The following is a 19,856-nucleotide window of genomic DNA, read 5'->3' as shown; positions in this document are numbered from 1 at the left end:
GATTTCATGAAGGAGAAGTGCGGTGCGTGAGATCAGTCTCGACCGTTTGCGCACGTTGGTGGCGATCGCCGACCACGGCTCGTTTGCCGAAGCGGCCAGGGTGTTGAACCTGGCGCCGCCGACGGTGAGCCTGCACATCGCCGATCTGGAGGAGCGTGTCGGTGGGTTGTTATTGTCGCGCACCCGAGGCCGCGTCCAGCCTTCGGCGATTGGGGAAACCCTGATCGAACGTGCGCGTCGCTTGCTGGCCGATGCCGAACAGGCGCTCGAAGACGTCGAGCGTCAGGTTCAGGGGTTGGCCGGGCGGGTCAGGCTCGGCGCGTCCACCGGCGTCATCGCGCAATTGATCCCGCAGGCGCTGGAAACCCTCAGCCAGGAGCACGCGGGGATCGACGTGCAGGTGGCGGTGCTCACCTCCCAGCAGACCTTGCAGAAACTGGCCGATGGCAGTCTCGACATCGGCGTGATTGCGTTGCCGCAATCGCCGGTCAAAGGCTTGCAGATCAAGCCGTGGAGACGTGACCCGGTGATGGCGTTTCTGCCTGCGCGGTGGGCGTGTCCGGACGTTATCTCGCCGGCCTGGCTGGCGGCCCAACCGTTGATTCTCAACGACAACAGCACGCGCCTGTCGCGTCAGGTGGGGGAGTGGTTCGCCACGGAAGGCCCGCAACCGACGCCGCGGATTCAGCTCAACTACAACGACGCGATCAAGAGTCTGGTGGCGGCCGGGTACGGTGCGACGGTACTGCCCCATGAAGCCTCCACGCCGGCGCCGGAGAGCCGCATCGTCATGCGTCCGCTGCAACCGTCGTTGTGGCGAGAGCTGGGCATTGCTCATCGGGCCGGAGAAGTCGAACGCTCGACCCGGCATGTGCTGGAGGTTTTGTGGGGACTGGAAGCGTTGTAAAGATGCAGAACCTGACCTGCGGGAGCACACGCCATCGTCGCTCCCACAGGTGAATCAGCGGTCGATCAGAACTTAAATGCCTGACGACCGATCAACAGCCAGTGGCCTTTCTGCTTCTGCCAGACCTGGAAGTTTTCGATCTCGGTCGGCACTTCGACGCCACTGTTCACGGCCTGGGCGGAGAAGTGGTTGCGAACCAGCGCGGTGTCGCCGTCCAGGGTGATTTTCTGGTTGAGCATCTGCAGGGTCTTGAAGCCGCTGCGGCCGGTTTCGATGTCGGCGATGAATTCCTGCTTGTTCTGAATCTTGCCGCTGGAGTGACCGTAGGTGACGTTGTCTGATGTCAGGGCGTTCAGGGCCTTGATGTCTTTGTGCAACATGGCCTGAGTCATCTGGTCGACGGCCTTGGCGACATTTTGCTCATCGGCAGACGGTGCAGCGGCGACATAGCCCGAAAACAGGCACACAAAACCTACCACCAGTTTGAATTTGGTCATTGATGTTTCCCTTTTTATTGTGATCGGATCGACACTGAATCCCCGTTCGGGCGCCGACATGGCCAGCCGGAAAACGAGTTTTCGTACGTTATCATACAACTGTGGTGAGCTGGCTAGTGCGAGGTGACGGTAGACGCGTTTAAGGCGCGCCAAACAGCATCGTCCAGTAGATGCCCAGATCGCTGCGCGTGTTGGTCGCATACGCCGCACCGACCTGAGTAAACATCGGGTTCATCAAGTTGGCGCAATGCCCGGGGCTCGCCAGCCAGCTCTGCATGGCCTGGCTGGGAGAGCCTTGACCGGCGGCGATGTTTTCGCCGATCTGCCGCCCGCGATAGCCCGCCACCCGCGCGCGGTCGGCCGGCGTGTCGCCGTCCGGGTCCTGGTGCGCAAAATAGTTGTCGTGGGCCATGGCCTTGCTGTGACCTTGTGCGGCAGTCCCCAGCGCGTTGCTCCAGCTCAACGGACGCGCTGCCGCGAAGCGCCTATAGCCGCACATGCGCGGGGTGGCGCGAGCGGCATTGACCTGCGCCAGCAACGCTTTGTCCGCTGCGCGCACGTCGGTGAGACGGACATCCACCAGCGGTTTGGCCAGCACCAGTTGCCACTGGCCCCCCGCATGGCTGATGCCGAGGTCGGCGGCCTGGCTGTCGAGCATCGAATCACAGTACTCGCGTTGCAGCATGGCGAATGCGGCACTGGCGTCACCTGCGCCGACCAGTTGAATACTCTGAACCGTCGCGGCCTGATAACCCGCCGCTTTCAAGCCTTCACGCAAGCTGCCGCCGTAGCCCACCGGCAGCGCAACGTTGGCCTTCAATGACAGCGGCGGCATCGGCGAAGCGGTCCGGCCCTCGCACCGCTGCGGGTGCGCCCGATAACTGTTGATGGCTTGCGCCAGTTGTCGCTCGCCGTCGGCGTGAACCGGTGGGGCAATGATGTAAAGCAAAGCAGCCAGGCTGAGCAGGGCAAATCGAGACAGACGAACAGGTGGACGCATGAGGCGGACAGCTCGGGTGATCAAACGGGGAGGTTGTGGAGCAGGATTTTCAGAGCGCGGATAGGACTGTGGGTTAAGGGACTAGTTGCATGAGGCACGGAAATTTTTATTAAAAAGCAGCGGACTGACGGCTGCCCTAAATTCCGGGAACACCGCAATTCCCGTGGGAGACGTCCGAGGTTACGAGGGTATGGGCCGCACTTCGCGAGCAAGCTCCCACAGTCTGAGGTCTGGACACAGGCTCATGCATCACTCCGGTTCCCGTGGGAGACGTCCGAGGTTACGAGGGTATGGGCCGCACTTCGGACGAATGCGGTGGGTCATTCAGCATTGGTGTGACTGACCTGCCGCATTCGCCAGCAAGCCGGCTCCCACAAAATTCAGCTTCGACGCAAAATACTCAGCGATCGCGCACTCTAAGGTCTGGACACAGACTCATGCATCACCCCGGTCTCTGTGGGAGACGTCCGAGGTTACGAGGGTATGGGCCGCACTTCGGACGAATGCGGTGGGTCATTCAGCATTGATGTGACTGATCTGCCGCATTCGCGAGCAAGCTCGCTCCCACAGTCTGAGGTCTGGACATAGACTCATGCATCAACCCGGTCCCTGTGGGAGACGTCCGAGGTTACGAGGGCAGCGAATGCGGTGGGTCATTCAGCATTGATGTGACTGACTGCCGCATTCGCCAGCAAGCCGGCTCCCACAAAATTCAGCTTCGACGCAACATACTCAGCGATCGCCCGCTCTGAGGTCTGGACACAGGCTCATGCATCACTCCGGTCCCTGTGGGAGACGTCCGAGGTTATGAGGGCAGCGAATGCGTTGGGTCATTGAGCATTGATGTCGCTGACGTATCACATTCGCGAGCAAGCTCGCTCCCACAAAACTCAGCTTCGACGCAAAATACTCAGCGATCGCGCACTCTGAGGTCTGGACACAGGCTCATGCGTCAACCCGGTCCCTGTGGGAGACGTCCGAGGTTACGAGGGTATGGGCCGCACTTCGGACGAATGCGGTGGGTCATTCAAAACGGATGTACCTGACCCACCGCATTTCCTTACCGACACCTCATTTCAAATCACTGGCAAACGGCATCAAAGGTCCATCGCTCGGACGGCGGCCTGTGGCGCCGACGGCGTTGAGCATGATCTCTAGGTCTTTGGCCCGTGGCGTGGTGGAGCTGGCGTCCACCGGCCGGACGGTCACGGCGTTCTCGTCACCGACTTCCCCTTGCGCGATCGTTAATGATGGGTGATCGAACGGCGCTTGTTCCCATGCCACCCGGGGATCAGTGAGGCCCACTTCCATGAATTTGACCAGCGCGTCTATTTCGCTTGGGGTCAGGTTCAGCGCGGTCATGTCCGGGTCCAGGTTCGAGGCGTTGTGCTGGTTCACGCTCGGATGGTCGAACCCGCTGGTATTGCTCGCATCCTGACCGCGCCGGTCGCCGCCACGGTTGTAAAACTCCACCACTTGCTTGAGCGTCGAGCGGCTGCCGTTGTGGAAATACGGCCCGGTGAGCGCAATGTTGCGCAGGGTCGGTGTCTTGAAGGCGCCATCGACCGAATCCCGGAACCCGACATTCGGTTTGAGCGTGGCATCACACGGAATCGCCGGGCTCAAGGGCGCTTCGAATTTGCACACGTCGACGTCGAACGGATCCGGCACGCTCAGACCTTGCAGCAGCGTGTTGTATTGACGGGTGAACGACAGCGGATTGCCCCAGGCGTCGCTGCCACCCAGCGCCAGGTCTTCCTCGGTCGGGCGCACGCCGGTGTTGTAGAAACCGTTGTCGTAGAGCGTGATCAGGTTGTCGGCCATCACCATCCGTTCAATGCGCTCACGGGGTTCGAGGCGCAGGCGCGTCGCGGCATTGGTCAGCTCGGGCCCGGCATGACATGCCACGCATTTGCCTTTGCCGGTGAACAGGTTCATCCCCTCGATCTGCTGCGCGTCCATCGCCTGGGTGTTGCCTTGCAGGTAGGCGTCGAGGGGCGTCTGATCGGATACCAGGGTCGACTCGTACAGTTGAATCGCCAGACCGAAGAACAACGGGAAATTCGCCTCGATCTGCGCATAGTCGACGCCGCCCAGCGACACAGGCTGCGTGGCGTTCCACAGGCGTGGGTGGAACGCGGCCTTGATCAGGTCGCGGTAGCTGGGGCGGCGCACGGCAATCGACGACAACACCGAGTCATTGGAAGCGATGCGCTGGTGACTGAGCACCAATGAATCCAGCATGCGTCGACCGATGTCGGCAAACGTCCGGCCTCCGCAGGACATTTCCACCGGGCTGCCGGGCGGGCCGACCGCCTGGGACGCGGCAGAGGCGTCATTGAGCGCCAGCCGGACCTTGGTCGCCACCGGGTTACGTTCAGTGGTCACAAAAATCGCCGCATCGGGGTCGCGATTGCCGAACGGCGAGAAGCCGTTGAACACGTTATTGGCCCGGCCATCCCAGAAGTTACGCACGTTGAAGGCGGCGTTGATCACGGTCGGGGCGTTGCGTCCGGTGCTGCGGCGCACACTGGTCTTGCCGACGGCAAACAGCGCATCGGTCTGCGGCGTGCAACGGTCAAAACGGGGCTGGCGCGGCCGGACGTAGTTGGCTTCGAACACGCCCTGAGAACCCACTACATCGTCCGAGGAATAAACGATCGCCGAGTTGCGGTCCAGCGGATCGGCCAGCACGTGGGTCGGGAAGTCGGTCTTCTTCAACGTGTAGTTAGGGCCGCCCTTACCGCCGGACAGGGTGGTGTAGGACGCCACATCCCCCGGAATGTTCGGCGCAATGAAGGGTTTGTTGAACAGCGACGCCACGTTAGCGTTGGTGTGGGCCTGCCCCGGATTGAGCTGGTTGGTGATGCGGTGATCCACGCCAGCGTGATAGTGACAGGACGCGCAGGCGGTGAAGCCGTCGCTGCCGAAGTCCTGATCCCAGAACATCGCCTTGCCCAGTCGAATCGCTGCGTCGCGGTTGAGGACGAAGTCGCCCATCAGGTCGACCTTGCGCCCGCCTTCGGTGCCGGACGGGTCGGGCGGCGTGACGCCGCGCATCGATTGCAACGTGGGGATGTCCGGGCCGGGGGCGACCACTTCCACGGGCGTCGCCGCACAGGCGAAGGGCATGAACAGGTATCCGGCAATCAGGCCACCCGCGAGGGTGCAGGTCAGACGCAGGGATCGAACGCTCATCAGGTCATTCATGATATCGGCACTCTCGGTAAGTGAAGGATTACCGGAACTGTTCGTGTTGTTCTTGTTTTAAAAAAACCGAGCCAAAGCGATAGCGGTCCTCGTGAGTATCACGTCGACTGAAAGTTGAATGGCGCGGTGCAGACGACACGTTGGCGTTTACAGTTGCCGGTGACGTGCTGTCGCGAAGACAGAAGGCTGCTGAGAGTGACAATAGCGCTGCCAGAAAAAAATGGAAGTTATATTTTGAAATAATTTTAATGGGTAGGGAAGTGCTTGAGGGCGTGAATGGAAAAGCCCTAAGTGTGGGGGGGTATTCTTCCCCGGTATTGGGGGAGTAACCGGCGAATGGCAAAAAATTAAATAATAAAATCAATTCTTTCAATGGGTTGTTCGCTTGTGTCTCCGGTTGTGGACATTGGCAAAAAAATTGCTAAGTGAGGGTGTGGGTTAAATGTTAAAGGGCGGGTGGCATGATTTTATAGAAATCCGTGCGGTTCGGGTCAGGACAGGTTTTGAAGTAAGCATTGAAGCGCGGCGATGTAGAGAAGTAGCGCTTGTGTGTAATCACACAGCGTCAGCTATTGTCTGTTTATATATAAAGCAATCGCTTTTTTTGACTGAGGAAGGTGAAGATTTGCGATGGTGATCGATCAAACAGATCTCCGGGATAATCCGGCAGCTGCCATCGGGTGAAAACACTGCTTTAATGATTGTTCTTTACCACGCCATTGAGCCGCAAGGTTCAGACGCGGTGCCAAGCCGACAATCAATGAGGAAGTGCACAGATGACCCGTCTCACTGCCAAGGATTTCGCCCCTGAATTGCTCGAGCTGTATGACTTCTACGTTCACGGCAAGATCAACCGCCGTGAGTTTCTTGATCGGGCTGCGGTGTTTGCCTTGGGTGGCCTCACGGCGACCGCCATTCTGTCATCGCTCAGCCCGGATTACGCGCTGGCGGAGCAGGTCGAATTCACCGACCCGGACATCGTCGCCGAATACATTTCCTACCCGTCCCCTAAAGGTCACGGCCAGGTCCGTGGATACCTGGTGCGCCCGGCCAAGGCCAGCGCGAAAGTACCGGCGGTGCTTGTGGTGCATGAAAACCGGGGTCTGAATCCCTACATCGAAGACGTCGCCCGGCGGGTTGCAAAAGCCGGTTTCGTCGCGCTGGCGCCTGATGGCCTGTCCTCGGTCGGCGGCTATCCGGGCAATGACGACAAGGGCCGGGAGCTGCAGCAAAAGGTCGATCCCGAGAAACTGATGAACGACTTCTTTGCGGCCATCGAATGGCTGATGGCGCATGACGCATCGACCGGCAAGGTCGGTATCACCGGGTTCTGCTACGGCGGTGGCGTGGCCAATGCGGCGGCCGTCGCCTACCCCGAGCTGGCAGCAGCAGTGCCGTTTTACGGGCGGCAACCCAAGGCGGAAGACGTCGCGCGTATCAAGGCACCTTTGCTGCTGCACTACGCGGAACTCGACAAGCCCATTACCGACGGCTGGCCAGCCTATGAGCAGGCGCTCAAAGCAGCGGGCAAGACCTATCAGGCTTACGTGTATCCCGGGGTTAACCACGGCTTCCATAATGACTCAACGCCACGCTATGACGACGCGGCCGCGCGGTTGGCGTGGGACCGGACGCTGGAGTGGTTCCGCAAATACCTCGTTTAATGCACGTCGACGGCGCGGCCGCTGGGGAAGCGTGCATTCAGACGCTGGCGGGCACCAAAACCTCGCACGGCTGCCTCCTTTGCGGGCATCTTCCCGTGGTCTGCCGCAGCTGACATCCCCTATACGCCCCGTAAATAGAGGCTTGAGCAAAATGGCCTGCGTTTTGCTTTCGCTGGATTCAAACTTGGATACAAGATGGAATCCACAATGCAGAACGCTCAAAACCCCTTGTTCGGCTGGACCGTAAACCAATGGATCGCTGCGTATCAGAGCGGCGAGATGACCCCAAGCGGGTTGGTGACCCTGCTCGACGCTTTTCCTGCGTCCGATACCGCCTGGATCTCTCGCGTCAGCCACGGGCAGCTCGATGCGCAATTGGCCGAGCTGGCCGCTCGTCTCGAGGCTGTCGGCGGTGATATCGGGAAGCTGCCGTTGTATGGGGTGCCCTTCGCCATCAAGGACAACATCGACGCCGCGGGCTGGCTGACGACGGCGGCGTGCCCGGAGTTTGCCTACACCGCCAGTGCCGATGCGACGGTGGTCGCCAGGCTGCGCGCGGCCGGTGCGATTCTGATGGGCAAGACCAACCTCGATCAGTTCGCCACAGGGCTGGTCGGCACGCGTTCTCCCTACGGCGCAGTGCCGAACAGCTTCAATCCCGACTACGTTAGCGGCGGTTCGAGCTCAGGCTCGGCGTCAGTCGTGGCGCGGGGGCTGGTGGCGTTCTCCCTGGGCACCGACACCGCCGGTTCCGGACGGGTGCCTGCCGGGTTCAATAACATCGTGGGCCTTAAACCCACCAAAGGGCGCTTCTCCAATACCGGGTTGGTGCCCGCGTGTCGCACCGTGGATTGCATCTCAGTCTTCGCCCTGACCGTCGAGGACGCCGAGTGCGTGGCCGGGATCGCCGAAGGTTACGACGCCACCGACGCCTATTCCCGTGTCAACCCCAACACCGCGCCCGTGGGGTTCGGTGCGTCGATCAAACTGGCGGTGCCGGCCACGCTTGAGTTCTTTGGCGATGTTCAGAATCAGGCGGTCTACGAGCAGGCGTTGAAGACGCTGAGCGACCTGGGTGCCGAGATCACGCGCATCGATTTCACTCCCTTCAAGGCGCTGGCCGAGCAGCTTTATTACGGTTCATGGGTCGCGGAGCGGACCGTGGCCCTTGAGTCGATGCTCGACTCCAACCCGGACGCGATCAACCCGGTGGTGCGCGGGATCGTCGAAAACGGGCTGGCGTACAGCGCGTGCGACGCCTACAAGGCCGAGTACCTGCGGGCGACGCTGAGCCGGCAGATCAACGACGCACTGGCCGGTTTCGACGCGCTGGTTGTGCCAACCTCGGCAACGATTCGCACGCTGGCCGAGATGGCGGCGGAGCCGGTGCTCTACAACTCGCAATTCGGTTTCTACACCAATTTCACCAACCTGGCAGACCTGTCCGCACTGGCATTGCCAGCGGGGCTGCGAGCGGATGGCTTACCTGCCGGCATCACGCTGATCGCTCCGGCCTGGCATGACGCAGCGCTCGCGCGTTTCGGCAAACAGTGGCAAGCGCATCTCAAGCTGCCGATGGGCGCAACCGGGCGCCCATTGCCTGCCGCGTTGGCCGCATCTCAACCGCGAGGCAGTGTTCGCGTTGCCGTGGTCGGCGCCCACCTGACCGGCATGCCGCTGAATTTCCAGCTGACCGGTCGCGATGCCGTGTTCGTCGAGCAGACCCTGACCCAGGGCGATTACCGCCTGTATGCGCTGCCCGGTACAGTGCCGCCCAAGCCTGGACTGGCCAAGGCCGAGGGCGGGCAGTCGATCATCGTCGAGCTGTGGGACATTCCACTGGCGCGGTTCGGCGAGTTCGTCGCCGAGATCCCTGCGCCGCTGGGCATCGGCAACCTCACACTGGTGGACGGGCGCAGCGTGAAGGGTTTCATCTGCGAACCGTGGGCGCTGGCAGACGCCCAGGACATCACCGCGTTCGGTGGCTGGCGCGCCTACATCGCCAGCTTGAACAAGGCCTGACGCTCCTCAAAACTACCCGCCAAACTCTCGTCAAACCCTGATAACCGCTCGGACAACACCATGCAGATCGCCACGTCGCAAAAGCCCAAGGACCGCCCGGAAAACATGGTCGAGCGGATCTATCAACAGCTCAAGGACGACATCTTCGAGTTCCGGCTGCTGCCGGGCGACCGCTTCAGCGAAAGCGAAGTGGCCGAGCGCGTTCAGGCCAGTCGCACGCCGGTGCGTCAGGCGCTGTATCGGCTGGAACGCGAAGGTTATCTGCAGGTGTATTTTCGCAGCGGCTGGCAGGTGAAGGCGTTCGACTTCCAGTATTTCGAAGAGCTCTACGACGTCCGGATCGTGCTGGAAAGCGCGGCGGTCGCGCGCCTGGAACACATGGATATCGAGGCCCATCCGGTGATCGCTGAACTGAAACGCACCTGGCTGGTGACCGAAGCCGAACGCGTGCAGGAGGGCGCACGGGTCTCAGCGCTGGACGAGCGCTTCCACTGCGCGCTGGTCGAGGCCGCCGGCAATACCGAAATGGCGCGCATGCACTTCGAGATCACCGAAAAGATCCGCATCATCCGGCGTCTGGATTTCACTCAGGGGCCACGCATTGACGCGACCTACGCCGAGCACGGGCAGATCCTCAACGCGATCCTGCAACGCCGCACCGAACAGGCCCAGCAGCTGCTGAAAAACCATATCGACGTCAGCAAGCAGGAAGTGCGCAAGATCACCCTGCACCGGCTGCATACGGCGCGGCAACGCAACGCGTCCCAAGCGCCTGGCGCTTGAAGCTGTCGAGCAAGGTTTGTATCGCAGCGTATCTGCACAGTGCGCGCATACACGTTCATGCAAAACCGCGCTTGGTCGATACACCTCGGATACATCGCCTGCGTACCGTTGCGGCTCAGTCACTCACCTTAAGAGAGGACGCCGCTCATGAAGCGTGCCCGCATCGGTTTGTTCACCGCCGTGATGGCCTCTGCCATTGCCGCGCCGTTTGTTTTCGCGCAAACGAGCCCGCAAAGCGGCCCTCCGGACAGCGCCAGTGACACCGGTGCGAAAGCATCGCCGATCTATGGCGTGACGATTCCGGAAGGGTACCGGCGGTGGCAACTGATCGCGCCCGCGACCGAAGCCGCGCCGCTCAACGAGATCCGCGCCGTGCTGGGCAACGACATCGCAATCAAGGCGTACCAGGAAGGAACGCTGCCATTTCCCAACGGCACCGTCCTGACCAAGCTGGCCTGGAAGCACGTGCAGTCTTCGGAATCTGAATCGGCATCGGTGCCGGGTGCCGCGACCACGGTGCAATTCATGGTCAAGGACTCGGTCAAGTACAAGGATTCGGGCGGCTGGGGATTCGGGCGCTTTGTCAACGGTCAGCCCGTGGACGAGAAACAACACCAGACCTGCCTCGGGTGCCATCAGGCCAGGGTCAAGGACCATGACCTGGTGTTCACTCGCTGGGCGCCTTGACCGCCTTTCATGTTGTGATCAAGGCCCACCATTGCAGGTGTGCAATGGGGTCAGCGGTTTGGGATGACTTCCTGGAAGCAGTCGGCACGCCGCCTTAGTGGGATGATCTGGAGGGGTAGGGTGTGTGTCGTATCAGTCGCTGACGATATCGACTGACGCACCGCATTCGTCCGAACGCGGCCCACACCAGGCCGGCTCCCACAGGTCCGAGGTCTGGACATAGGTTCGTGTATCAACCCGGTCTCTATAGGAATCGGGGGTTACGAGGGTCTGTGCCGAACTCGGACGATTGCGGTGGGACAGTCGCCGACGATGGTGACTGACATACCACCTGTAGGAGCAGTCGGAGGTTACGACGGCCGCGAATGCGGTGGGTCATTCACCCTCGACGTCACAGACTCACCGCATTCCTTGAAATGCGCCCAGACCAAGCTTGCTCCCACAGGTGCTGCGCCAGCCGAAAATCCGGTTAACGCCGCGATACCGGGGGACAACGGCACACATCACGCCGGGTTGCGACGCTCCGCGACTTCAGCCAGGACCGCCAGGTCCATTTCACCCTGGCCGTGGTCGACGGCGTCCTGCAGGTTGGCGCGGATCATGTCGGCGGTCGGCATTTGAACCTGCACCTGACTGGCGGCCGCCAGGATCAAATCCACGTCTTTGAGCCCCAACACGGCCTTGAACGCGGCGGGCTCGTAGCGGCGTTCCCCGATCAGCGCGCCGTAGCCGGAGTACACCGGGCCGGTGAAGATGGTGTTCGACACCAGGTCCACCAGGTCCGCCGATTTGAGGCCGTGGCGGGTGACCAGCACGGCGGCTTCGCTCATGGCTTCAACCGCCGACACCAGCAGGAAGTTGGTCGCCAGTTTCATCGCGTTGGCGGCCGAGGCTTTTTCGCCGAGGCGCCAGGTCTTGCGCCCGATCAGGTCGAACAGGGGCTGAACGGTGTCGATGGCCTGTTCGGGCCCGGCAGCCAGAATATTCAGCTGAGCCGCAGCCGCGACATTCGGCCGGCCCATCACCGGTGCTGCGATGTAGTCGATGCCTTGAGCCTTGTGCAGCTCGGCCAGTTCATCGGCAAACGTCACCGCAATGGTCGCGAGATTGACGTGAATCAGCGGCGCCTTGAGTTGCTTGAGCAGGCCCGAATCCAGCAGCACCAAGCGCAGCGCCTTGTCGTCGGCGAGCATGCTGAACACCACGTCGGCGTCGAACGCCTCTGCGGGTTCTGTCACTGCCTTGGCGCCGAGCTCGACCAGCGATTGCGTCGCCTGCGGCGAGCGGTTCCAGACCCGCAATTCATGTTCGCCTTTCAGCAGATTGGCGGCGATGGCCTGACCCATGTTGCCCAGGCCCAAGAAACCGATTTTCATCCGATGTACTCCCGTTAGCGGTGTGATGAGTGTCACCTGTGTGGCGAAGGACTCTAGCACCGCATGGCGTTACACGGGGTCATACAAACGTGCTTTCACGTCATAGGTGTTCTTCCGGCCCGTCATGCAACAGATGAAAAATGTTGCGCTTCATGCGGATGAATTCGGGGTCCATGACCATGTCCAGGTTGCGCGGACGGCCAATCGGCACGTCGAGCACTTCCTTGATACGACCAGGGCGTGCGCCCATGACGAAGATGCGATCGCCCAGCAGAATGGCCTCGTCGATGTCGTGGGTGACGAACAAGACCGTCTTCTTGCTGTGCTCCCAGACCTTGAGCAGCAGTTGCTGCATCTGCAGACGTGTCTGGCTGTCGAGCGCGCCGAACGGCTCGTCCATCAGCAGGATCTGCGGGTCGTTGGCCAAGGCGCGGGCAATCGCCACGCGCTGCATCATGCCGCCGGACAGCTGCTTGGCGTAGTTGTCGGCAAAGCGCGTCAGGCCCACTTCGTTGAGGTAGAACTCGACGATTTCCTTGCGTTCGGCCGCGGGCATGCCACGGCGCTTGAGGCCGAATTCGATGTTCTTGCGCACGGTCAGCCACGGGAAGAGCGTGTAGCCCTGGAACACCATGCCGCGATCTGCGCCGGGGCCGTCGACTTGCTGGCCGCCGACATAGATGTCGCCCGACGTCGGTTCGGCCAGGCCGGCTGTGAGGTAGAGCAGGCTGGACTTGCCGCAACCCGAAGGGCCGACCAGCACGGCAAACTGTTGATCGGGGACATCGAACGACACCTTGTCCAGCGCCGTGAAGGTGCTGCCGGACGGCGTCTTGTACTGCAAGGTGACGTTGTCGACCCGCAGGCGTGGCGTGGCGGCAGTGGTCACGGGAGCGGGGCGTAGCTGAATCGGCGAGGTTGCGGTTACTGAGCCCATGCGGCCACCTTCAAGCGAAGAAATCTGAACAGTTGATCGGTGATCAGGCCCAACAGCCCGATGACGGCGATCGCCAGGAAAATCACGTCCACCTGAAAGCCACGCATGGCCTTGAGGCTCAGGTAGCCCAGGCCGCTGGAGGCTGCGACCAGCTCGGCGACCACCAGGTAGGTCCAGGCCCAGCCCATGGTGACGCGCAGGGTGTCCAGCACGCCGGGCAGCGAAGCCGGTGCGATGACATGCAACACGGCGTCCGCGCGGCTGGAGCCGAGGGTGTACGAGGCGTTGATCAGGTCCTTGGAAATGCCTTTGGACACGTCAGCGATCATCACCAGTTGCTGGAAGAACACGCCGAAGATGATGATCGACACCCGTTGCTCCAGGCCGATGCCGATCCACAGGATGAAAAGTGGGACGAACGAGGTGACCGGCAGGTAGCGGATGAAATTGACCAGCGGCTCCAGGAACGCTTGCACGACCCGGAAGCTGCCCATCATCAAACCGATCGGCACCGCGACCACCGACGAGATCACGAAGCCGACCATCACCACTTCGACGCTGGCCCACACGTGCGGGCCGAGGGTGCCGTCACGAGCCAGGCGCATCGCCGCATCGAAGACTGCACCGGGCGTTGGCAGAAACATCGCCGGCACCACGCCGCCGTAGGAGAGAAAAGCCCACAGGCCGATCAGCAGCGCCCAGGCCAGACCGCTGGCGCTCCAGATCACCTGGATCGGCAAGCTGGTCTTGGGCGTGAGGCACCGGTTCAGCCACGAATTGCGCTTGGACATGACGTGCTCCTGGTTATTTCGGGCTGATGAAACGGTTATCGATCAGGTCGCTGTAGCTGACGTTGTATGGCTTGCCCTGCAACTCGCTGGCAGTTTCGTTGGCCAGCTTGATGACGGTCGCGGCATCGCCCGTGCTACCGTTGCTGCCGAGCAGTTTTTCGCTCATGGCCTGATCGTAGAACCGCACGCCTTTGGCCGCGGCTTCCAGTTCAGCCGGATCAGCCAGGTAGCCGCCGACGCCCTTGGCCATGATTGCGTAGGCTTCTTTCGGATGGTCCTTGGTGTACTGCACGGCTTTGTACAGACCTGCGACCAGCGCCTTGACGTCAGCCTGTTGCTTGTCGATCACATCGCAGCTCAACGCCACGACATCGACGATCACGCCGGGTGTCGTGCTGCTGTCGACCAGCACCTTGCCTTGCTGCTTGTTGCGCACGGTGGTCAGGTGAGGTTCCCAGGTCACGGCGGCCGGGACACGACCGGCAATGAACGCGGTGGCGGCGTCGTCGGCGGTCATGTTCTGGATGGTCAGGTCGCTCATCTTCATGCCGGCATTTTTCAGCAGGTAGTTGAGCCAGAACTGCGAAACCGAACCTTCGTTGACCGCGACGGCCTTGCCCTTGAGGTCTTGCAGGCTGTTGATGTCCTTGCCGACCAGCACGCCGTCGCCGCCGTGGCTTTCGTCCAGCGCGGCGACCGCCTTGAAGCAGAACTGCGGACGGTATTTGAGGATTTCATCCAGGGTCGACGCCGAGCCGGACAGCTTCCCCGAGGCCTGGGCCGCCATGTACATCGAGGCTTCTTCGATGGTGGGCAATTCGACGGTCAGGCCGGCGTCTTTGAAGTAGCCCAGGTCCTTGGCCAGGTACAGGGTGCCGTAACCCACCCAGGTGGTGTGCCCGATGGACAGGGTGCCGGCCTGAGCGCCGCTGGCGATGCCGGCCGCCAGTGCAGTCAGGGCCAGCGGACGCACACAGCGCGATACGAAAGACTTGATCATGGAACACTCCCGGATGGTGGTTTTTTAATTCGACGTTGTCTCGGGGCAGTGGGGCTAGACGCCAAAACTTGAACCGCTCGTGGCCTCTGACGGACCTTTTGCCTCTGTGGGGCGAGGTTGATGTTGGCCGATGTCGCGGGATACGAAAATTAGTAAATATGTGGTCCCTGACGAGGAAAAAACTGGGGTGGGAAAAGGTGTTCGAAGCTGGGGCAGGCGCACGAAAAACGCCGCTTCCTAGTGCAGGAACGCGGCGTTTTATCGGGTGTTGAGCGGAGCACGAAATGCTGGGTAGACCTCAAACCTGGGAGAGATGGTGGGGAGAGGGCTGCGTCAGGACGCCAATACATCGAAGGTGAATGACACACCGCATTCGCGAGCAAGCTCGCTCCCACAGGAATTGATCGTTCCCACGCTCCGCGTGGTAACCCAGCGACTGACGCTCTGCGTCAACGTGGACGCGGATCGTCCTGGAAGGCATTCCCACGCGGAGCGTTGGAACGATCCCACTACCGCATTCGCGAGCAAGCTCGCTCCCACAGGAATGACGTCCACCCAGACATATCCTGTGGGAGTGAGCTTGCTCACGAAGACTGAGTTTCAGACGCCGGAGATGTTTGGGTGGTTCGCGCCTCTTCGTCCGGATGCGGCCCAGACCCAGCTTGCTCACAGATCTGTGTGTTTTTGTTGAGGATCATGTCCGCCGCTTTTTCCCCGATCATGATGCACGGCGCGTTGGTGTTGCCGCTGATCAGTGTCGGCATGATCGATGCGTCGACCACTCGCAGGCCTTGCACACCGTGCACTTTCAGGTCCGGCCCCACGACGCTCATCGGGTCGATGCCCATCTTGCAGGTGCCGACCGGGTGGAACACGGTCGCGGCGTAGTCGCGCACGTAAGTCATCAGTTGCTCGTCGGTCTGCACGTGCTTGCCGGGAAGCATCTCGGTGCCGCGAATGCCGTCGAACGGTTGATCGGCCAGGATCCTGCGCGCCAGTTTCAGGCCTTCGACCAGCACCCTGGCGTCCTGCGGATCAGAGAGGAAGTTGAAATCGATCACGGGTTTGCCGTCGCGACCCAGGCGTATTTCGCCGATGCTTTTCGGGCGTAGCACGCAGGTGTGCACCGCGTAGCCATGACCCCATTCAAACAGCCGCCCGCGATGGCTGCGATAGCCCGGCACGAAGTGAAACTGCACATCGGGCAGCGTCTCTGCCAGCGGCGTACGGGCAAAGCCACCGGCCTCGACGTAGTTGGTGGTCAGCCAGCCTTTTTTACCGAACAGATAGCGCAGCGGCGAAGCCAGAATGCTCGGCAGCGAGCCTAACGAAAAGCCCAGGGTCAGCGGGCTTTTCGAGCGCACGGTGATCAGGCCATCGAGGTGGTCCTGCAGGTTCTTGCCGACGCCCGGCAGGTCATGTTCCACCTTGATACCCGCGTTGGTCAGGTCGTCCGCTGGCCCGATCCCGGACGCCAGCAGCAGGCTCGGACTGCCCAGCGAACCCGCGGACAGAATCACTTCGCGGCGGGCCGTCAGGGTCGTCCGCTGACCCTCGGATTCGACCCGTACGCCTTTGGCCACACGGGTTTCAATGACCAGTGACTGCACCGAGCAGTCGGTGATCACGGTCAGGTTCGGGCGGTCGAGCACCGGAGCGACAAACGCGCGATAACTCGACAGGCGTCTGGCGTCTTTCTGCGTGAGGTTGTAGATGCCGCAGCCTTCAAGCTGATCGCCATTGAAATCGTCGTTACGGCGAATGCCCACCTGTTGCGCAGCCTTCACGAACAGCTGCGACACCGGGTTGGGATCACGCGCTGCCTCCACATTCAACTCTCCGGTGGTGCCATGCAGGCGTGGGTCCTGGCCAAGCCGGTTGTTCTCGGATTTCTTGAAGTAGGGCAGCACGCTGTTCCAGTCCCAACCGGGGCAGCCGGCCTGCGCCCAGCGGTCGTAATCGCTGGCGTGACCGCGGATGTAGATCATGCTGTTCATCGAACTTGAGCCACCCAACGCCTTGCCGCGTGGTGTATGCAGGCTGCGACCATTGAGGTTTTTCTGCGGGGCGGAAAAGAAATTCCAGCTGTACTTCTTGCTCTTGTACAGCGTGATGGTCCCGGCAGGCGTCTGGATGCGCAGGCTGTTGTCTTGACTGCCTGCTTCGATCAAACAGACACTCACGGCGGGGTCAGCGCTCAGACGGTTCGCCAGCACGCAGCCGGACGAACCGGCGCCGACGATGATGTAGTCGTAATCGGTTTTCATGGGTGTCTCCCGAGGGCGCTTACTGAGACTCAGCGCAACTGAAACCAGGTGGTTTTCAGCTGGGTGTATTTGTCGAATGAGTGCAGCGACAGATCACGTCCGAACCCGGACTGCTTGCCACCGCCGAACGGAACGGTCACGTCCAGGGCGTCCACGGTGTTGACCGAGACGGTGCCGGCGTTCAAGCGACTGGCGACGCGGTGCGCGCGATTGAGGTCATCGCTCCACACGGAGGCCGCCAGGCCATAGATATGATCGTTGGCCATTTGTACCGCCTCGTCCTCGGTGTCGAACGGGGTGATCGCAAGTACCGGGCCGAACACTTCCTCGCGGGACAAACGCATGTCGCGGGTGACATGGGTAAACAGCGTGGGCTGAATGAAATTATTCGAGCCGTTGATCACGACCCGGTCGCCGCCTGCGACCAAACGGGCACCGCTGGCACTGGCCTCAGTGATGTATTCCATCACCCGTGCAGCCTGGTTCGCGTCGACGATGGCGCCCATTCGGCTGGCGGGGTTCAGCGGATCGCCGGGCTGCCAGTGACGTGTTTGCTCGATCAGGCGCTCGACGAACTCATCGTGAATCGAACGCTGCACCAGCAACCGGGAGTTGGCCGAGCACACTTCGCCCTGATTGAAGAAGATGCCGAAGGCGGCTTTTTCAGCGGCCAGGTCGAGGTCCTGGCAGTCGGCGAACACCAGATTCGGGCTCTTGCCGCCGCACTCCAGCCACACTTGCTTGAGGTTGGACTGCGCCGCGTACTGCATGAAGTACTTGCCGACTTGCGTGGATCCGGTGAAAGCCAGTGCATCGACGTCCGGGTGCAGCCCCAGCGCGCGCCCGGCCTGTTCGCCCAGCCCTGTGACCACGTTGAAAACGCCCTCGGGAACGCCGGCTTCCAGGGCCAGTTCGGCCATACGCAGTGCCGAGAAGGGTGATTGTTCGGCGGGCTTGAGGATCACGCTGTTGCCGGCGGCGAGGGCGGGCGCGAGTTTCCAGGCGGCCATGTCCAGCGGGAAGTTCCACGGCACCACGGCGGCAATCACGCCCAACGGCACCCGGGTGATGGTCGCCAGCGTACCGGGGCCGGTGGGGGCGACCTGGTCATACAGCTTGTCGAGACTTTCGGCGTACCAGGCGAACACGTGCGCGGCGCCGGGCACATCGATGCTGTAAGCGTCCATCACCGGCTTGCCCATGCTCAGCGAGTCAAGCAAAGCCAGTTCTTCCCGGTGAGCCAGAATCAGCTCGGACAAGCGCAACAGGATTGCCTTGCGCTCCTTGGGTTGCATGCGCGCCCACGGGCCGCTTTCAAAGCTTTTCCGGGCGACGCTGACGGCCAGGTCGACCTCCGTATCCGAGCAGGCCGCCACGTTGGCCAACACGGCATTGGTGGCGGGGTTGATGACGGCAAAGGTCTTGCCGTTGCGGGCCTGATGAGGACGGCCTGCGATCAGGGCGGCGTCGATGAAACGTTGATGTCCGCCACGCTGTTGCCAGTGTTCAAAGTCCGTCACTGCACACACTCCTGGATGGCCTCTGCGGGCCATGTTCACAATCGATGGTGCCGATAGTGGGCGATGTGGAGAGGTCAGGAAACGAGTAAAAATGTGTTCGCTGTCGATAAAAAAACTCACCAATGACGCACCTTTGCGGTGCGCACGCGCACCGTTTTAAGGTCAGTTTTTTTAGCTTCAATGGGCAGGAAATTGTTTGTTTCTCCGGCGCTGGGAACACCGCAGAATAACGCGCAAGATCTGGTCTGACGGTTCACCGATTTCGAGGTAACAATGGCCGCGTACAACCTGCGACAACTCAAGTATTTCGTCACCACGGTGGAGTGCGGCAGCGTCGCCGAAGCCTCGCGCAAGCTCTACATCGCACAGCCTTCGGTCTCTACCGCCATCAAACATTTGGAAGAAAGCTTTGCCGTGCAGCTGTTCATTCGGCATCACGCGCAAGGTGTGTCATTGACGCCCAGCGGCGCGCGCTTTTACCGCAAGGCGCAAGAGTTGCTGCGGGTGGCGCACGAATTCGAGCAAAACGCCCTCGCGGACAACGACGTGGTCGCCGGTCAGATCGACATTGGCTGTTTCGAGACCGTCGCGCCGCTGTACCTGCCACGCTTGATCGCGGGGTTTCGTGATCGCTGGCCGGGCGTGGAAATTCGCATCCGCGATGGCGAGCAGCAGGAGCTGGTGCAGGCCCTGACGTCGGGCAGTATCGATCTGGCGATTCTGTACGAGCACGATCTGGACAGCACCATCGACACCGTGCCGCTGATGGCGCCGCAGCAACCTTATGCGCTGTTGCCCGAGGGGCATCGCTTTGCCAATCAGGCCAAGGTTTCGCTGAATGATCTGGTGCTGGAACCGATGGTGCTGCTGGATGTGCAGCCGAGCCGTACCTATTTCGTGAGTATTTTCGAGGAGCGGGGACTGACCCCGCACATCCAGTTCAGCTCGCCGTCGATCGAGATGGTTCGCGGCATGGTGGGTCGCGGGTTCGGTTTTTCGATTCTGGTGACACGACCCAAGTCCGAATACACCTACGACGGGCAGAAGCTGGTGTGCGTGCCGCTGGCCGAGCAGGTCACCGGTTCGGGGCTGTCCGCTGCCTGGCTGCGTCGTTCGCAATTGACCAAGCCGGCGCAGTTGTTCGTGGATCATTGCCGGGAAGAGCTGGCGCCGAAAGGAGTGAAATAAACAATGC

16 protein-coding genes are annotated in these 19,856 nt (G+C 61.3%); 6 read left to right on the top strand and 10 right to left on the bottom strand.

Going from position 1 to position 19,856, the window contains the following annotated elements:
* The first annotated feature begins 22 nt into the window (after nucleotides 1-22).
* Complete coding sequence (locus tag ABDX87_RS04150; protein ID WP_346831737.1) at nucleotides 23-907, top strand: LysR family transcriptional regulator; 885 nt, start codon at nucleotides 23-25, stop codon at nucleotides 905-907.
* Between the two features lie 65 nt (nucleotides 908-972).
* On the opposite strand, the gene ABDX87_RS04145 is transcribed toward ABDX87_RS04150, so the two are convergent.
* From ABDX87_RS04145 to ABDX87_RS04130, 4 genes are all read right to left on the bottom strand, one after another.
* Nucleotides 973-1,404: a nuclear transport factor 2 family protein gene (locus tag ABDX87_RS04145; protein WP_346831736.1), complete on the bottom strand. Its 432-nt coding sequence runs from the start codon at nucleotides 1,402-1,404 to the stop codon at nucleotides 973-975.
* Between the two features lie 139 nt (nucleotides 1,405-1,543).
* The gene (locus ABDX87_RS04140; RefSeq protein WP_346831735.1) at nucleotides 1,544-2,404 is read right to left on the bottom strand and encodes a CAP domain-containing protein; all 861 of its coding nucleotides are present in this window, start codon (nucleotides 2,402-2,404) and stop codon (nucleotides 1,544-1,546) included.
* A 1,071-nt stretch (nucleotides 2,405-3,475) separates the two neighbouring features.
* The gene (locus tag ABDX87_RS04135; protein WP_431061307.1) at nucleotides 3,476-5,536 is read right to left on the bottom strand and encodes a cytochrome-c peroxidase; all 2,061 of its coding nucleotides are present in this window, start codon (nucleotides 5,534-5,536) and stop codon (nucleotides 3,476-3,478) included.
* A 106-nt stretch (nucleotides 5,537-5,642) separates the two neighbouring features.
* The gene (locus ABDX87_RS04130; protein ID WP_346831733.1) at nucleotides 5,643-5,987 is read right to left on the bottom strand and encodes a hypothetical protein; all 345 of its coding nucleotides are present in this window, start codon (nucleotides 5,985-5,987) and stop codon (nucleotides 5,643-5,645) included.
* 403 nt (nucleotides 5,988-6,390) lie between these two features.
* On the opposite strand from ABDX87_RS04130, the gene yghX reads away from it, so the two are divergent.
* The 4 genes from yghX (at nucleotide 6,391) to ABDX87_RS04110 (ending at nucleotide 10,770) form a co-directional block, all read left to right on the top strand.
* Complete coding sequence (gene yghX, locus ABDX87_RS04125) at nucleotides 6,391-7,278, top strand: YghX family hydrolase (RefSeq protein WP_346831732.1); 888 nt, start codon at nucleotides 6,391-6,393, stop codon at nucleotides 7,276-7,278.
* A 207-nt stretch (nucleotides 7,279-7,485) separates the two neighbouring features.
* A complete protein-coding gene (gene atzF / locus ABDX87_RS04120; RefSeq protein ID WP_346831731.1) occupies nucleotides 7,486-9,300 on the top strand; it encodes an allophanate hydrolase in 1,815 nt (604 codons plus the stop codon).
* A 60-nt stretch (nucleotides 9,301-9,360) separates the two neighbouring features.
* A complete protein-coding gene (locus ABDX87_RS04115; RefSeq protein ID WP_346831730.1) occupies nucleotides 9,361-10,083 on the top strand; it encodes a GntR family transcriptional regulator in 723 nt (240 codons plus the stop codon).
* 147 nt (nucleotides 10,084-10,230) lie between these two features.
* Nucleotides 10,231-10,770 (top strand): cytochrome P460 family protein, encoded by a 540-nt coding sequence (locus ABDX87_RS04110; RefSeq protein WP_346831729.1) that lies wholly within the window; start codon nucleotides 10,231-10,233, stop codon nucleotides 10,768-10,770.
* 503 nt (nucleotides 10,771-11,273) lie between these two features.
* Here ABDX87_RS04110 and ABDX87_RS04105 read toward each other — a convergent pair.
* From ABDX87_RS04105 to ABDX87_RS04080, 6 genes are all read right to left on the bottom strand, one after another.
* The gene (locus ABDX87_RS04105) at nucleotides 11,274-12,146 is read right to left on the bottom strand and encodes an NAD(P)-dependent oxidoreductase (RefSeq protein WP_431061208.1); all 873 of its coding nucleotides are present in this window, start codon (nucleotides 12,144-12,146) and stop codon (nucleotides 11,274-11,276) included.
* 100 nt (nucleotides 12,147-12,246) lie between these two features.
* On the bottom strand, nucleotides 12,247-13,083 hold the full coding sequence (locus ABDX87_RS04100; protein WP_346831727.1) for an ABC transporter ATP-binding protein: 837 nt from the start codon (nucleotides 13,081-13,083) through the stop codon (nucleotides 12,247-12,249).
* Nucleotides 13,071-13,874 carry an ABC transporter permease gene (locus ABDX87_RS04095; protein ID WP_074754236.1) on the bottom strand — a complete coding sequence of 268 codons (804 nt, stop codon included), beginning with the start codon at nucleotides 13,872-13,874 and terminating at the stop codon, nucleotides 13,071-13,073. Before ABDX87_RS04095 ends, ABDX87_RS04100 begins: the two co-directional genes overlap by 13 nt.
* A gap of 13 nt (nucleotides 13,875-13,887) precedes the next feature.
* The gene (locus tag ABDX87_RS04090; RefSeq protein ID WP_346831726.1) at nucleotides 13,888-14,874 is read right to left on the bottom strand and encodes an ABC transporter substrate-binding protein; all 987 of its coding nucleotides are present in this window, start codon (nucleotides 14,872-14,874) and stop codon (nucleotides 13,888-13,890) included.
* 584 nt (nucleotides 14,875-15,458) lie between these two features.
* Entirely contained in the window at nucleotides 15,459-17,141 is a 1,683-nt protein-coding gene (locus ABDX87_RS04085; RefSeq protein ID WP_346831725.1) for a GMC family oxidoreductase, read from the bottom strand.
* A 29-nt stretch (nucleotides 17,142-17,170) separates the two neighbouring features.
* A complete protein-coding gene (locus ABDX87_RS04080; protein ID WP_431061207.1) occupies nucleotides 17,171-18,661 on the bottom strand; it encodes an aldehyde dehydrogenase in 1,491 nt (496 codons plus the stop codon).
* A gap of 273 nt (nucleotides 18,662-18,934) precedes the next feature.
* Here ABDX87_RS04080 and ABDX87_RS04075 point away from each other — a divergent pair, with 273 nt between their 5' ends.
* Nucleotides 18,935-19,849, top strand: a complete 915-nt coding sequence (locus ABDX87_RS04075) for a LysR family transcriptional regulator (RefSeq protein ID WP_346831723.1) — start codon at nucleotides 18,935-18,937, stop codon at nucleotides 19,847-19,849.
* The last annotated feature ends 7 nt before the right edge of the window (nucleotides 19,850-19,856 follow it).

It is taken from the genome of Pseudomonas abietaniphila, assembly GCF_039697315.1.
Lineage (GTDB): Bacteria > Pseudomonadota > Gammaproteobacteria > Pseudomonadales > Pseudomonadaceae > Aquipseudomonas > Aquipseudomonas abietaniphila_B.
The sequence above is the reverse complement of the archived record's forward strand: the minus strand, read 5'-3'. Positions and strand labels throughout refer to the sequence as shown.

What these genes read in the sequence shown, in the direction of transcription:
- ABDX87_RS04115 (WP_346831730.1), top strand. Translation starts at nt 9,361, where the DNA reads ATGCAGATCGCCACGTCGCAAAAGCCCAAGGACCGCCCGGAAAACATG.
- ABDX87_RS04085 (WP_346831725.1), bottom strand. Translation starts at nt 17,141, where the DNA reads ATGAAAACCGATTACGACTACATCATCGTCGGCGCCGGTTCGTCCGGC.
- ABDX87_RS04100 (WP_346831727.1), bottom strand. Translation starts at nt 13,083, where the DNA reads ATGGGCTCAGTAACCGCAACCTCGCCGATTCAGCTACGCCCCGCTCCC.
- atzF (WP_346831731.1), top strand. Translation starts at nt 7,486, where the DNA reads ATGCAGAACGCTCAAAACCCCTTGTTCGGCTGGACCGTAAACCAATGG.
- ABDX87_RS04095 (WP_074754236.1), bottom strand. Translation starts at nt 13,874, where the DNA reads ATGTCCAAGCGCAATTCGTGGCTGAACCGGTGCCTCACGCCCAAGACC.
- ABDX87_RS04090 (WP_346831726.1), bottom strand. Translation starts at nt 14,874, where the DNA reads ATGATCAAGTCTTTCGTATCGCGCTGTGTGCGTCCGCTGGCCCTGACT.
- ABDX87_RS04145 (WP_346831736.1), bottom strand. Translation starts at nt 1,404, where the DNA reads ATGACCAAATTCAAACTGGTGGTAGGTTTTGTGTGCCTGTTTTCGGGC.
- ABDX87_RS04110 (WP_346831729.1), top strand. Translation starts at nt 10,231, where the DNA reads ATGAAGCGTGCCCGCATCGGTTTGTTCACCGCCGTGATGGCCTCTGCC.
- ABDX87_RS04105 (WP_431061208.1), bottom strand. Translation starts at nt 12,146, where the DNA reads ATGAAAATCGGTTTCTTGGGCCTGGGCAACATGGGTCAGGCCATCGCC.
- yghX (WP_346831732.1), top strand. Translation starts at nt 6,391, where the DNA reads ATGACCCGTCTCACTGCCAAGGATTTCGCCCCTGAATTGCTCGAGCTG.
- ABDX87_RS04135 (WP_431061307.1), bottom strand. Translation starts at nt 5,536, where the DNA reads ATGCCCTTCGCCTGTGCGGCGACGCCCGTGGAAGTGGTCGCCCCCGGC.
- ABDX87_RS04075 (WP_346831723.1), top strand. Translation starts at nt 18,935, where the DNA reads ATGGCCGCGTACAACCTGCGACAACTCAAGTATTTCGTCACCACGGTG.
- ABDX87_RS04140 (WP_346831735.1), bottom strand. Translation starts at nt 2,404, where the DNA reads ATGCGTCCACCTGTTCGTCTGTCTCGATTTGCCCTGCTCAGCCTGGCT.